This window comes from Micromonospora sp. NPDC005257, assembly GCF_042872445.1.
In the GTDB taxonomy this organism is placed as follows: Bacteria; Actinomycetota; Actinomycetes; order Mycobacteriales; family Micromonosporaceae; genus Micromonospora.
In genome coordinates this window covers 88,333-100,856 of the sequence record NZ_JBIAKL010000008.1, presented here as the reverse complement: position 1 = coordinate 100,856, position 12,524 = coordinate 88,333, and the positions used below count along the sequence as shown (strand labels likewise).

The window sequence follows — 12,524 nt, the reverse complement described above, 5'->3', positions numbered from 1 at the left end:
GGGGCGGGTCGGGCCGTGACGGAGGACACCGGTTCAGCGCACCGGCGGGCGGTCCCACCCGGGCGGAAATTCGTCCGGTACGTCCCATTCCGGAGGTGGGGTGAAGTCGCACCAGGTGCCGTCGAACGGGAACTCCCCCGCCTCGGCGATCCGGATCACCCGCTCGCCCTCGGCGCGTACCGCCTTCTCGTCGGTCACCCAGTAGTGCTCCGGGAGGGCCAGCCGCTCGGCGAACTCGTCCTCGTCCTTCCACTCCCAGCTCAGGTCCGGACGGACCACCACGTCGAGGTCCTGGTCGATCATGTCGACGCCGGCCACCGTGCCGTCGTCCCAGCGGACGCCGGGCTCCTCCAGGTTGACGTACCAGTTCTGGAATCGGCCCGCCGCGTCGCGGAACCACCAGACGGAGTGGGCGGCGCCCGCCGGCAGGAACTCCAGCACCGGCGGGCCGTTCCACCGCCCCCGCGCGAGCCGGTAGGACGACGTCGCCCACTCGGTGAACGGCACGGCCCGCATGCCCAGGCCGGCGGCTGTCACCTCGTGCGCGACGGGCGTGTCCCGCGCCACCCAGAGCAGCAGCCCACGCTCGTCGTCGGAGACCACCCGGGCCGACCGGACCCAGCCGATCCGGCCGTGCCGCACGTTCCGGTGCATGATCAGCCGCCCCGGCTCGAACCGGCCGGAAGGATCGCCGGGCCGCACCTCAGTAGGCGCGGGCGAGGATCGCCACCAGGTCGGGCTCGTCCTCCGAGTCCGGCACCGAGCCGTCGGCGCGCACCAGGCAGCGGACCGTCACGCCCTGGCCGTTCGCCTCGGCCTCGCCCTCGACGCCGACCGCCGACCACGGCACCCGCGCCCAGCCGGTGGCGGACGCCTCGATCGCCTCGGCAAGCGTCGACACCTCGACGGTGCGGGACCGGCGGAACTCCAGCGCCTGGTCGTGCAGCGCCCGCTGGTCGGCCTCCAGCGCGGCCAGGACCGCGCCGACCACGTCGGCCACCGGCGTCGGGGCCTTCGAGCCGTCCGTACGCCGGACCACCACCGCGTTGCCGGCGGCCAGGTCACGCGGGCCGACCTCGACGCGGACCGGGTAGCCGCGCAGCTCGGCGTCGACGGCACGGCGGCCGAACGCGGTGTCGGTCCGGTCGTCCAGCGCCACCCGCACCCCGGCGTCGCGCAGCGCGTCACAGAGCTTTTGTGCCGCCTCGGCAGGGCCGCCAGGGCCCTCGCCGTCCTTGACGATCATCACGTACGCCTGCACCGGCGCCAGCTTCGGCGGCACCCGCAGCCCGTTGTCGTCGCCGTGGCACATGATCAGGCCGCCGAGCATCCGGGTCGACGTGCCCCAGGAGGTGGTCCACGCGTGCTCCCGGCCGCCCTCGGCCGAGGAGTAGCTGATGTCGAACGCCTTGGCGAAGTTCTGCCCCAGCTCGTGGCTGGTGCCCAGCTGGAGCGCCTTGCCGTCGCCCATCATGCCCTCGCACGTGTACGTGGCGGTCGCGCCGGCGAAGCGCTCCCGGGCGGTCTTCAGGCCGACCACCACCGGGATGCCGAGCACGTTGACCATCAGGTCCTCGTACGCCTCGTGCAGGATCCGCCGGGCGTAGGCGCGGGCGTCGTCCCGGGTGGCGTGCGCGGTGTGCCCCTCCTGCCAGAGGAACTCGCTGGTGCGCAGGAAGATCCGCGGGCGCAGCTCCCACCGGACCACGTTGGCCCACTGGTTGAGCAGCAGCGGCAGGTCGCGGTACGAGTCGATCCACTTGGCCATGAACTCGCCGATGACCGTCTCGCTCGTGGGGCGGACCACCACCGGCTCGGCGAGCTGCTTGCCGCCACCGTGCGTCACCACCGCCAGCTCCGGCGAGAAGCCCTCGACGTGCTCGGCCTCCCGCTTGAGGTAGCTCTCCGGGATGAACAGCGGGAAGTAGGCGTTCTCCGCGCCGGCCGCCTTGATCCGGGCGTCCATCTCGGCCTGCATCCGCTCCCAGATGGCGTAGCCGGCCGGTCGGATCACCATGGTCCCCCGGACCGGGCCGTTGTCGGCCAGCTTCGCCTTGGCGATCAGGTCCTGGTACCAGCGGGGAAAGTCCTCCGCACGGGGAGTGAGCACGCGTGCCATGACCGCACATCCTATGCGCCGTGCGGGGGCGCGGATGCGCGGGGGAGCCGGGCCGCGCCGTTTCGGGCGGCGCACCCGTAGACTTCGACGGCTATGGGTGAGACGCGGGACGCGATCGTGGAGGCCGCTCGGGGGCAGACCGTCGCCTACGGCTGGGACCGCGTCCGGATGGGCATGGTGGCTCGCGCCGCCGGGGTCAGCCGGCAGACGGTCTACAACGAGTTCGGCACCAAGGCCGGGCTGGGCGAGGCGCTGGCCCGGCACGAGGTGGACCGTTTCGTCGGCCAGGTCCGGTCCGCACTCGCCGAGCACGACTACGACGTGCGCGCGGCCGCGTACGCGGCGATCCACCGCACCCTCGCCTCGGCAGCCGAGAACCCGCTGGTCCGGGCCGTGCTGACCAGCACCCGGGGCGGTTCGGATGAGCTGCTGCCGTACCTGACCACCCGGTCCGAGCTGGTGCTCGCCGAGGCCGCGGCGGCGCTGCTGAAGTGGACCGGCGCACGCCTGCCGGACGCCGACCCGGCAGCTCTGGCGTTCGCCGCGGACAGCGTCGTACGCCTGGTGGTGAGCCACATCGTGCTGCCCGGGGGGCCGGTCGACGAGACCGCCGACCGGTTGGCCGACGTGGCGGTACGCCTGTTCCTGATGGCGGCGGCGAAGCGCTAGGCCGGCGGCCGGTCAGCGGACGATTCGGCCGCGCAGCACGATCCGGCTCGGCGTCCGGACCACCCGCAGGTCGCGGCGCGGGTCCTCGGGGTAGACCACCAGGTCGGCGAGGCCGCCCTCGACCAGCCCGGGGAAGCCGAGCCACTCCCGGGCCCGCCAGGACGCGGCAGCGAGCACGTCCGGCGCGGACATCCCGGCCTGCTCGTGCAGCAGCAGCATCTCCTCGGCCGCCAGACCGTGGTCGATGCCGCCGCCCGCGTCGGTGCCCACGTAGATCGGCACACCGGCCTCGTGCGCGGCCCGCACCACCTCGGGGAAGCGGTCGCGCAGCGCGAGCATGTGGTCGGCGTACCCGGGGAACTTCGCCCGCGCCTGCTCCGCGATGTGGCCGAAGGTCCTGATGTTGATCATCGTGGGGACCAGCGCGGTGCCCTGCCGGGCCATCAGGTCGATCAGGTCGAGACTCAGCCCGGTGCCGTGCTCCACCGAGTCCACCCCGGCCCGCACCATGATCTCCACCGCCGACTCGGAGAACGTGTGCACCGCCGCGCGTACCCCGGCGGCGTGCGCGGCGGCGACCGCCGCGGTCATGGTGTCGGCGTCCCAGGCCGGCGCCAGGTCGCCCACTCCCCTGTCGATCCAGTCGCCGACCAGCTTGACCCAGCCGTTGCCGGCCGCGGCCTGCGCGGCGACTGTCGCGGCCACCTCGGCGGCGCCGACCTCCACGCCGATGTCGCGCAGGTAGCGCTTCGGCGGGGCGACGTGCCGGCCCGCGCGCGCCAGTCGCGGCAGGTCCGCCTCGTCCTCCAGTTCGGGGTACGGGTACGGCGAGCCGGCGTCGCGGATGGCCAGCACGCCCGCGTCCCGGTCGATCCGGGCCAGTTCCCGGGCCTGGTCGAGCGAGGTGATCGGGCTGCCGCCGCGGGCGATGCCGATGTGGCAGTGCGCGTCGGTCAGGCCGGGCAGCACGAAGCCGCCGTCGGCCACCGTCTCGGCGCCGGGCACCGGTTCGAATGTCACCCGGTCGCCGACCAGCCAGACGTCCCGGACCTCGTCGTCGGGAAGGAACACACCGCGCACGTGCAGAGCCATGTGCACAGTCCTACCCGATCAGTCCTCCCCGCGGGCGAGCAGGTCGTTGCGCCGCGCGGTCAGCGCGGCGTCAGCCACCGCCACCGACACGCTAGCGCGGGTCCTTGTCGCCGCCCTTGCCGAGCTTGTTGAAGTCGATCTTCGGGAGCTTGAAGCCCGGGGGCAGACCCTGACCACCGGCCAGGTCGCCCGGGTCCAGTCCCGGCGGGAGCTGCGGCATGCCACCGGGGAAGCCGCCCGGCATCCCGGCACCGGTACGCGGCCGCCCGCCACCCTTGGTGCCCTTGCGCTTGTTCTTCGGCGACTTGGTCGCCTTGCGCCGCCCGCCGCCGGGCAGGCCCATCATGCCGCCCATCTGCTTCATCATCTTCTGCGCGTCGGCGAAGCGGTTGAGCAGCTGGTTGACGTCCATGACCGTCACGCCGGAGCCACCCGCGATCCGGGCCCGGCGGGAGCCGTTGATGATCTTCGGGTTGGTCCGCTCGGCCGGGGTCATCGACCTGATGATCGCGGTGACCCGGTCGAAGTGCTTGTCGTCCAGATCGGCGAGCTGGTCCTTCATCTGCCCCATGCCCGGCATCATGGCCAGCACGTTGGCGATCGGGCCCATCCGCCGGACCGCGATGAGCTGATCGAGGAAGTCCTCCAGCGTGAAGGTCTCCCCGCCCATCAGCTTGGCGGTCATCTTGTCCTTCTGATCGGAGTCGAAGGCCGCCTCGGCCTGCTCGATCAGAGTGAGGACGTCGCCCATGCCGAGGATCCGGCTGGCCATCCGGTCCGGGTGGAAGACGTCGAAGTCCTCCAGCTTCTCGCCGGTGGAGGCGAACAGGATCGGCTGGCCGGTCACCTCGCGGACGGACAGCGCGGCGCCACCGCGGGCGTCGCCGTCGAGCTTGGACAGCACCACGCCGGTGATGCCGACGCCGTCGCGGAACGCCTCGGCGGTACGCACCGCGTCCTGACCGACCATCGCGTCGATGACGAAGATGACCTCGTCGGGCTGGACCGCGTCGCGGATGTTCGCGGCCTGCTGCATCATCTCGGTGTCGATACCGAGCCGGCCGGCGGTGTCGACGATGACGATGTCCCGGGCGGCGCGGCGGGCGTGCTCGATCGAGTCGCGGGCCACCTGCACCGGGTCGCCGACGCCGTTGCCGGGCGCCGGGGCGTACACCTCGACCCCGGCCCGGCCACCGAGCACCTGGAGCTGCCCGACGGCGTTGGGACGCTGGAGGTCGGCGGCGACGAGCAGCGGCTGGTGGCCCTGGCTCTTGAGCCAGCGGGCCAGCTTGCCGGCGAGCGTCGTCTTGCCGGAACCCTGGAGGCCGGCCAGCATGATCACGGTCGGCGGGTTCTTGGCGAACTGGAGCCGCCGCCCCTCGCCGCCGAGGATGTTGATCAGCTCCTCGTTGACGATCTTGACGATCTGCTGCGCCGGGTTGAGCGCCTGGGAGACCTCGGCGCCGCGCGCCCGCTCCTTGACGTTCGCGATGAAGCCCTTGACCACCGGCAGGGCGACGTCGGCCTCCAGCAACGCCATCCGGATCTCGCGCGCGGTGGCGTCGATGTCGGCGTCGGTGAGCCGGCCCTTGCCGCGGAGCTTGGTGAAGATCCCGGACAGGCGGTCACTCAAGGTGTCAAACACGCGAACATCCCGTTTGTCGTTTTCCGGCGGGCACATGCTGCCGGGCCGGTGGTCCAGCCCACCGTTAGGGTAGCCCGCCGCCCGCACCCCCGCTCCGGCCCGGCCGCCCCGCGCCCGCTCCCTTCCGAGGACGGGCCCGGCGATCACGCCGATCCGGTCGCAGATCTGCTCGACCTCGCCGAGCAGGTGACTGGAGACCAGGACCGTGCAGCCGGCCGCGCCGAGCCGCCGGATCAGCGGCGTAGCGGGCCAGCACGCGCAGGTTGTCCCGGCCCGACAGGTACGGGTAGAAGGCCGGCCCCTCGATCAGCGCGCCGACGCCGGTGAGCCGCCCGGCGCCGGGGGTGCGGCCGAGCAGCCGCACCGTCCCCGCGCTGGGCCGGACCAGGCCGAGCAGCATGCGCAGCGTCGTGGTCTTGCCGGCGCCGTTGGGGCCGAGGAAGCCGTACACCTCGCCGGCCCGGACGGTCAGGTCGAGATCGCGTACGGCGGTCTGGCCGCCGTACCGTTTGCTGGGCCCTTGGGTCTGCACTGGCAGGTTCATGCCGTCGAGCGTCGCGCCGCCGAGCGCGCGGCGCGTCGGCCCGTCGGCGGCTCCCGGCGTACGTCAGCGGACGTAGCTCTGTCAACAGTGGCCCCTGCTCCACCGGAGGCGTCGAGAAGGGCCCTTCCCTACACGGCGCCCAGCACGGCGGCCTCGATCCGGGCCCGTTCCTCGTCCGAGGGCCCGCCGCCGACCAGGTAGAACGCGTCCACCACGTCGCCGCCCAGCGTCGAGATCCGGGCCGCCCGCACCTGGGCGCCCGCCTCGTCCAGCGCACAGGTCACCCGGTACAGCAGCCCGGCCGCGTCGGCGGCCCGCAGCTCCAGCAGCACCGCGTCGGTGGCCGCCTCCCGGTGCCAGACCACACGGGGTGCGGCGCCCTGGCTGCGCGCGGCCAGCGCCCGGCCGCGCAGCCGCTGGATGACCGAGACGTCGCCGCCGACCGCGCGGCGCAGGTCGGCGCTGAGCGCGATCGGGTCCGGGGCCAGCCCGTAACGCGGCTGCACCCGGCACTCGACCAGGGCGCGGCCGTCGACTGTGGCGGCGTCCGCGGAGATCACCTCCAGGCGGTGCAGCGCCAGGCACCCGGCCACCGTCGCGAGAAGCCCGCGCCGGTCGGCGGCGGCCACCGACACCCGGTCCTCCCCCAGGTGTACGACAGGCAGTGGCCCGGCCACGAGCGCCGGGTCCGGGGCCGGCGGGGCGGGCACCACGCCGGTGTCCAGCGTGGTCCGCACCCGGCTCACCAGTTCGGCGATGAGCCGGCCCTTCCAGCCGGACCAGGCGGCCGGGCCGGTGGCGGCGGCGTCGGCGCGGACCAGGGCGTGCAACAGTTCCAGCGTGCCGGTGTCACCGACGCGCTCGGCCACACCCGCGACGGTCTTCGGGTCGGACAGGTCGCGCCGGGTCGCCACGTCGGGCAGCAGCAGGTGCAACCGGACCAGCGTGCCGATGAGCGCCGCCTCGTCCGGCGGCAGGCCGATCCGGGTGGCGACCGCCTCGGCCAGCGGCGCGCCCACCGTCGAGTGGTCTCCCTCCAGCCCCTTGCCGATGTCGTGCAGGAACGCGCCGAGCAGCAGCAGGTCGGGTCGTTCCACGTCGCGGGTGTGCCGGCTCGCCTCGTACGCGGTCTGCACCAGGTGCCGGTCGAGCGTGAACCGGTGCACCGGGTTGTGCTGGGGCAGGCTGCGCATCCGGGTCCACTCGGGCAGCCAGCGGTCGACCAGCCCGTACCTGTCGCAGGTCTCCCAGGCGGGCACCAGGCCGGGACCGGCGCCGAGCAGGGTGATCAGCGCGTCGCGGGCCGCCGGCGGCCAGGGCGCGGGCAGCGGCGGGCAGTACGCGGCCAGCCACTCGCAGGTGGCGCGCGCGATCGGCAGCCGGGTGGTGGCGGCAGCGGCGGCCACGCGCAGCGACAGGCTCGGGTCGGGGCGGGCCCCGATCGCGGTGCGGGCGAGCACCAGTTCCCCGTCCTGCTCCACCACGTCCCGGGCGACCGGGCGGCGCAGCGGACGGCCGGGCGCGGCGCGGTGCCGGCCGGAGCGGAGCCGGTCGGCGGCCCGCCAGGCGTCGTCGAGGGCGTGACTCACGGTGCGGGCGTCGCCGGCCACCAGCCGGAGCAGCGCGTCGCCGTCCTCGGCGCCGAGGAGCCGCGCCACGCCGTCGCGTTCCTGCGCGACCACGCGGTCGCCCCGGCGGCCCACCTGCTGGTGCAGCGCGTCGCGGGTGTCCAGCAGCCGCCGGTGTGCCGCGTACACGGCCGGGCGGAGCGCGTCGGTGACCCCGGCGGTGGCGATGGCGCGCAGGATGCCCACGTCGCGCAGCCCGCCGGCCGCCTCCTTGAGATCGCCTTCGAGCAGGAACGCCAGTTCGCCGTGCGCCTCCCAGCGGGCGGTGGTGATCTCGCGCAGGCCGGGGAGCTGACGGATCGCGGTCCGCCGCCAGTGGTCCGTGGCGGTGCGGGCGAGCTGGTCGGTGAGCGCCGGGTCGCCGGCCACGTGCCGGGCGTCGAGCAGTCCGAGGGCGACCTTGACGTCGTCCTGGGCCACCGACAGCGCCTCGGCGACGGTACGCACCGAGTGGTCCAGCCGCAGCCCGGCGTCCCAGATCGGGTACCACAGGGACGCGGCCAGCTCGTCGATGCCGGGCACCCCGGCGTGCAGCAGCACCAGGTCGAGGTCGCCGTAGGGGGCGCACTGGCGGCGGCCCAGCCCGCCCACCGCGACGAGCGCGACCCCGTCGCGGTCCGGGAAGGCCCGGCGCAGCCAGGCGTCGAGCGCGGCGGCCCGCGCGGTCCGGGCCGCCGCGCCGATGCCCGCGGGAACGCCGACGACCTCGTTGACCACCGCCGGACCCCCGGAGGGGCCGGTGGCGGTGGTCAACGAGGTCATGTCGGCGGATCCGGCGATCAGAGGGCGTCGAGCCCGCGCTCGCCGGTACGCACCCGGACGACCTCCTCGACGCCGGTCACCCAGACCTTGCCGTCGCCGATCTTGCCGGTCCGGGCGGCGCCGACGATCGCGTCCACGATCTTGTCGACGTCCATCTCGTCGGTGAGCACCTCGACCCGGATCTTGGGCAGGAACTCGACCGTGTACTCGGCACCCCGGTAGACCTCGGTGTGCCCCTTCTGCCGGCCGTAGCCCTGGACCTCGCTGACCGTCAGCCCGGCCACGCCGAGGGCGTGCAGGGCCTCCTTCACCGCGTCCAGCTGGTACGGCTTGATGACCGCGGTCACCAGCTTCATGTCCAACCCCTCCATCCCAGGAACGTTAACCGGCGACCTTCTCGCTTACCGGCGCGGACTCGTCGGTCTCGACGGCGGGCTCCGTGGCCGGCTTGCCGGCGCCGATCCCCGCCATCGCGAACGCGCCACCGCTGCTGCCCGTGGTGGGCGACAGGTCGTAGCCGCTCTCCGCGTGCTCGGCGATGTCGATGCCGTCGACCTCGGCCTCGGCGGAGACCCGGAGGCCGATCGTCTTGTCGATCACGAAGCCCAGGACGAAGGCGACCACGAAGGAGTAGACGCTGACGATCAGCGCGCTGAGCGCCTGCTTGCCGAGCAGCGTGGCGTCGCCGCCGACGAACAGGCCGTCGGTCTCCACCAGCGAGCTCACCGAGGCGGTGCCGAACAGGCCGATCCAGAGGCAGCCGATCCAGCCGCCGACGAAGTGCACGCCGACCACGTCGAGGGAGTCGTCGTAGCCGAGCCGGTACTTCAGGCCGACCGCGAGGGCGCAGACCGCACCGGCCACCACGCCCAGCAGCACCGCTGCGGCCGGGGTGATGAACGCACAGGCCGGGGTGATGGCGACCAGACCGGCGATGGCGCCGGACGAGGCGCCGACCAGGGTCGGCTTGCCGTCGCGCACCCACTCGACCACGATCCAGCCGAGCAGCGCCGCGGCGGTGGCGACCTGGGTGTTGATGAACGCCAGCGCGGTGACCCCGTCGGCGGTCAGCTCGGAGCCGGCGTTGAAGCCGAACCAGCCGAACCACAGCAGCGCGGCGCCGAGGGCGACCATCGGGACGTTGTGCGGCTTCATGCTCTCGCGCGGCCAGCCGACCCGCTTGCCGAGCACGAGCACCAGCGCGAGCGCCGCGGCGCCGGCGTTGATGTGCACAGCGGTACCACCGGCGAAGTCGATCGCGCCGATGTCGCCGCCGATCAGCCCGCCGCCCCAGACCATGTGGGCGACCGGGAAGTAGACCAGGGTGGCCCAGCCGAACGCGAACAGCAGCCAGCCGGCGAACTTCACCCGGTCGGAGAGCGCACCGCTGATCAGCGCCACGGTGATGACCGCGAACATCATCTGGAAGGCGATGAAGACGTAGATCGGGATGCCCGTCTCGCCCCACAGGTCGTTCTCGCCGACGAAGGTCTTGGTGCCCAGGTACTGGCCCAGGTCACCCCAGAACTTGCCGCCCTCGCCGAAGGCGACGGTGAAGCCGTAGAAAAGCCACAGGATGCTGACGAGCCCGATGGACGAGAAGCTCATCATCATCATGTTCAGAACGCCCTTGGACCGGTTCAGTCCGCCGTAGAACAGCGCGAGACCGGGGGTCATGAGCAGCACGAGGGCAGTCGAGACAAGCAACCAGGCAGTGTTCCCGGTGTCGATCTCCACGCTGCCTCCTCTCGTTGTCGTATTCCTCCCTCCGGCTGAAGACCTGGCAGCATCGCCCGTCAGCCGGTTGCGCGGAAGCTTTGTCGCCGGCTGTTTCCTTCAGCGACACCGCGCGATTTCCGACACGTGACGGGTTGTTTCCGGCGTGTGAAGAACGCCGATCTTGCTCAGCGGAGCGCGGCCTCCAACTGGTGCCGCTCGTAGTCGAGCAGCCGCAGGTCGCGCATAGGGCGACGCAGGTGGCCCTTGTGGACGATCCGGACGAACGCCGGCTCACCGGCCGCGGCCATCCGCCGGATGCCCTCGACGTGGTCGACGATGCGCTTGCGGATGGTCCGGATGAGCCGGTGCCGGTCACGCGGGATCAGCCCGTACGCGTCGGCGAACAGCCGCAGCCGGCGCGGCCGGTCCGGGTGCTTCCAGCCGAGCGTGATCGAGTCGCGGTCCGAGAAGATGGGCACCCAGGTCCAGGCCGCGTACGCCACGTCGTAGATGCGGGCGCCGGGCGAGGCGAGGTCGAAGTCGATCAGACCCAGCGTGCCGTCCGGCCGCCAGATCACGTTGTGCGGCGCGGCGTCGTGGTGACAGATGACCTCGGTGTCCGGCGGGGGCGGCCCGAAGGAGCGCCAGACCGCCCCGGGCGGCGGGGTGAAGCCGTACTGCGCGTCGTGGAACATCCGCAGCATGGTGGCCACCGTGACCAGGGCCTCGTCGGTGACCCAGTGCGGGGCCAGCGGGTACTCCCCGCACTCCCCCTCCAGGTACGACAGGACCTCCCGGTTGCGCTCGTCCATGCCGAGCGCCCGGGGAGCGCCGGTGAAGCCGACGTACTCCAGGTGGCGCAGCAGCGCGTGCACGGAGGGCGTCCACGGGCCGGCGTTGCGCCGGACCGTGTCTCCCACACGGACCACGGTGCTCACGTTCCCGCCGTGCAGCGGGATCTCCTGCGAAGTCACGTACGGTCTCCCGAGGCGTGGCGACGGGTGGCTGGGGTCGCGCCACCCCGCGTAGGCGCGATCGTCAGTCGTCACGGGAGAGGCTACGCGTCCCGGGCGAGCGGCTCGGTGCCGAGCAGCGCGTCGACGAACTGTGCCGGGTCGAACGGGGCCAGGTCGTCCTTGCCCTCGCCGAGGCCGACGAGCTTGACCGGGATGCCGAGCTTGCGCTGCACGGCGATCACGATGCCGCCCTTGGCCGTGCCGTCGAGCTTGGTCAGCACCACGCCGGTGACGTTCACCGCCTCGGTGAAGACCCGCGCCTGCTCCAGCCCGTTCTGGCCGGTGGTGGCGTCCAGGATCAGCAGTGTCTCGTCGATCGGGCCGTGCTTCTCCACCACCCGCTTGACCTTGCCCAGCTCGTCCATCAGGCCGATCTTGTTCTGCAGCCGGCCGGCGGTGTCGATGAGCACGGTGTCCACGCCGGTGTCGATGCCGCGCTTGACCGCGTCGAACGCGACGCTCGCCGGGTCGGCCGCCTCGGGCCCGCGGACGGTCTCGGCGCCCACCCGGCCACCCCAGGTCTCCAGCTGGTCGGCGGCGGCGGCCCGGAACGTGTCGGCCGCGCCGAGCAGCACGCTGCGGCCGTCCGCGACGAGCACCCGGGCGATCTTGCCGCAGGTGGTGGTCTTGCCTGCGCCGTTGACGCCGACCACGAGCACCACCGCCGGGACGCCCTCCTTGGGCGCGGTACGCAGCGAGCGGTCCAGCGTCGGGTCGAGCGCGTTGACCAGCTCGGCGGCGAGCAGCGCCCGCAGTTCCTCCCCGGTACTGGTGCCGAGCACCCGGGTCCGCTCACGCAGCCGGTCGACGATGTCGCGGGTGGCGTCGATGCCGACGTCGGCGGTGATCAGGCTGTCCTCGATCTCCTCCCAGGTGTCCTCGTCCAGCCGATCGCGGCTGAGCAGGCCGAGCAGGCCCTTGCCGAAGACGTTCTGCGAGCGGGACAGCCGCGAGCGCAGCCGGACCAGCCGGCCGGCGGTCGGCTCCGGCACCTCGACCGGGGGCGCCTCGACCGGAGGGGCGGGCGGCGCCTCGACCACCACGCCGGTGGTGAGTTCCGCCTCCGGGGCCTCGACCGGCGGGCCGGCCAGGTCCTCCTCCGTCCGGGTGTCGACCTCCGTGCGCGGCAGCGGTGGCTGCGGGCGCCGGCGCAGCCGGGGCACCACGAGGCTCAGGCCGCCGATGATCAGCACGCCGAGCAGGGCGAGAGCGACGAGGAGGTATTCCGTCATGCCCGAAATCCTGTCAGATGGCGGCGACGGCGTCCCACTCACCGCCTCGGCACGCGAACAACCTGCGGGTACGCTCGCACCGGAAGGCGTACCGCAAC

Annotated in this window: 11 protein-coding genes; 1 reads left to right on the top strand and 10 read right to left on the bottom strand. The window is 73.1% G+C overall.

Annotated features, from left to right (window positions below):
• Positions 1-33 precede the first annotated feature (33 nt).
• Together ACFYO8_RS18230 and proS are read right to left on the bottom strand one after the other, a co-directional pair.
• On the bottom strand, positions 34-654 hold the full coding sequence (locus tag ACFYO8_RS18230; protein WP_354865782.1) for a DUF402 domain-containing protein: 621 nt from the start codon (positions 652-654) through the stop codon (positions 34-36).
• A gap of 49 nt (positions 655-703) precedes the next feature.
• The gene (proS, locus tag ACFYO8_RS18225; RefSeq protein WP_354865784.1) at positions 704-2,119 is read right to left on the bottom strand and encodes a proline--tRNA ligase; all 1,416 of its coding nucleotides are present in this window, start codon (positions 2,117-2,119) and stop codon (positions 704-706) included.
• A 93-nt stretch (positions 2,120-2,212) separates the two neighbouring features.
• Between proS and ACFYO8_RS18220 the strand changes: the two genes are divergently transcribed.
• Positions 2,213-2,788 carry a TetR family transcriptional regulator gene (locus tag ACFYO8_RS18220; RefSeq protein ID WP_354865786.1) on the top strand — a complete coding sequence of 192 codons (576 nt, stop codon included), beginning with the start codon at positions 2,213-2,215 and terminating at the stop codon, positions 2,786-2,788.
• 12 nt (positions 2,789-2,800) lie between these two features.
• Here ACFYO8_RS18220 and ACFYO8_RS18215 read toward each other — a convergent pair whose 3' ends face one another.
• The 8 genes from ACFYO8_RS18215 to ftsY all read right to left on the bottom strand — a co-directional run bounded on the left by ACFYO8_RS18215 (position 2,801) and on the right by ftsY (position 12,426).
• The gene (locus ACFYO8_RS18215) at positions 2,801-3,880 is read right to left on the bottom strand and encodes an amidohydrolase family protein (protein ID WP_354865788.1); all 1,080 of its coding nucleotides are present in this window, start codon (positions 3,878-3,880) and stop codon (positions 2,801-2,803) included.
• Between the two features lie 91 nt (positions 3,881-3,971).
• Positions 3,972-5,525: a signal recognition particle protein gene (gene ffh / locus ACFYO8_RS18210; protein WP_355015020.1), complete on the bottom strand. Its 1,554-nt coding sequence runs from the start codon at positions 5,523-5,525 to the stop codon at positions 3,972-3,974.
• A gap of 64 nt (positions 5,526-5,589) precedes the next feature.
• Positions 5,590-6,069 carry an ATP-binding cassette domain-containing protein gene (locus ACFYO8_RS18205; RefSeq protein WP_355015019.1) on the bottom strand — a complete coding sequence of 160 codons (480 nt, stop codon included), beginning with the start codon at positions 6,067-6,069 and terminating at the stop codon, positions 5,590-5,592.
• Positions 6,070-6,197: 128 nt separating this feature from the next.
• Positions 6,198-8,459, bottom strand: coding sequence for a [protein-PII] uridylyltransferase (locus ACFYO8_RS18200; RefSeq protein WP_357707669.1), 2,262 nt, complete (start codon positions 8,457-8,459; stop codon positions 6,198-6,200).
• 17 nt (positions 8,460-8,476) lie between these two features.
• The gene (locus ACFYO8_RS18195) at positions 8,477-8,815 is read right to left on the bottom strand and encodes a P-II family nitrogen regulator (RefSeq protein ID WP_013284578.1); all 339 of its coding nucleotides are present in this window, start codon (positions 8,813-8,815) and stop codon (positions 8,477-8,479) included.
• A 25-nt stretch (positions 8,816-8,840) separates the two neighbouring features.
• Positions 8,841-10,196 carry an ammonium transporter gene (locus tag ACFYO8_RS18190; RefSeq protein WP_354865802.1) on the bottom strand — a complete coding sequence of 452 codons (1,356 nt, stop codon included), beginning with the start codon at positions 10,194-10,196 and terminating at the stop codon, positions 8,841-8,843.
• Between the two features lie 167 nt (positions 10,197-10,363).
• Positions 10,364-11,227 (bottom strand): aminoglycoside phosphotransferase family protein, encoded by an 864-nt coding sequence (locus ACFYO8_RS18185; RefSeq protein WP_269701506.1) that lies wholly within the window; start codon positions 11,225-11,227, stop codon positions 10,364-10,366.
• 8 nt (positions 11,228-11,235) lie between these two features.
• Positions 11,236-12,426 carry a signal recognition particle-docking protein FtsY gene (gene ftsY / locus ACFYO8_RS18180; protein WP_355015017.1) on the bottom strand — a complete coding sequence of 397 codons (1,191 nt, stop codon included), beginning with the start codon at positions 12,424-12,426 and terminating at the stop codon, positions 11,236-11,238.
• Between the last annotated feature and the right edge of the window lie 98 nt (positions 12,427-12,524).

Bases quoted from the DNA above. Each gene is read 5' to 3' on its own strand.
- ACFYO8_RS18230 (WP_354865782.1), bottom strand. From the start codon at position 654: ATGCACCGGAACGTGCGGCACGGCCGGATCGGCTGGGTCCGGTCGGCC.
- ACFYO8_RS18205 (WP_355015019.1), bottom strand. From the start codon at position 6,069: ATGAACCTGCCAGTGCAGACCCAAGGGCCCAGCAAACGGTACGGCGGC.
- ACFYO8_RS18220 (WP_354865786.1), top strand. From the start codon at position 2,213: ATGGGTGAGACGCGGGACGCGATCGTGGAGGCCGCTCGGGGGCAGACC.
- ACFYO8_RS18215 (WP_354865788.1), bottom strand. From the start codon at position 3,880: ATGGCTCTGCACGTGCGCGGTGTGTTCCTTCCCGACGACGAGGTCCGG.
- ACFYO8_RS18200 (WP_357707669.1), bottom strand. From the start codon at position 8,459: ATGACCTCGTTGACCACCGCCACCGGCCCCTCCGGGGGTCCGGCGGTG.
- ACFYO8_RS18195 (WP_013284578.1), bottom strand. From the start codon at position 8,815: ATGAAGCTGGTGACCGCGGTCATCAAGCCGTACCAGCTGGACGCGGTG.
- proS (WP_354865784.1), bottom strand. From the start codon at position 2,119: ATGGCACGCGTGCTCACTCCCCGTGCGGAGGACTTTCCCCGCTGGTAC.
- ftsY (WP_355015017.1), bottom strand. From the start codon at position 12,426: ATGACGGAATACCTCCTCGTCGCTCTCGCCCTGCTCGGCGTGCTGATC.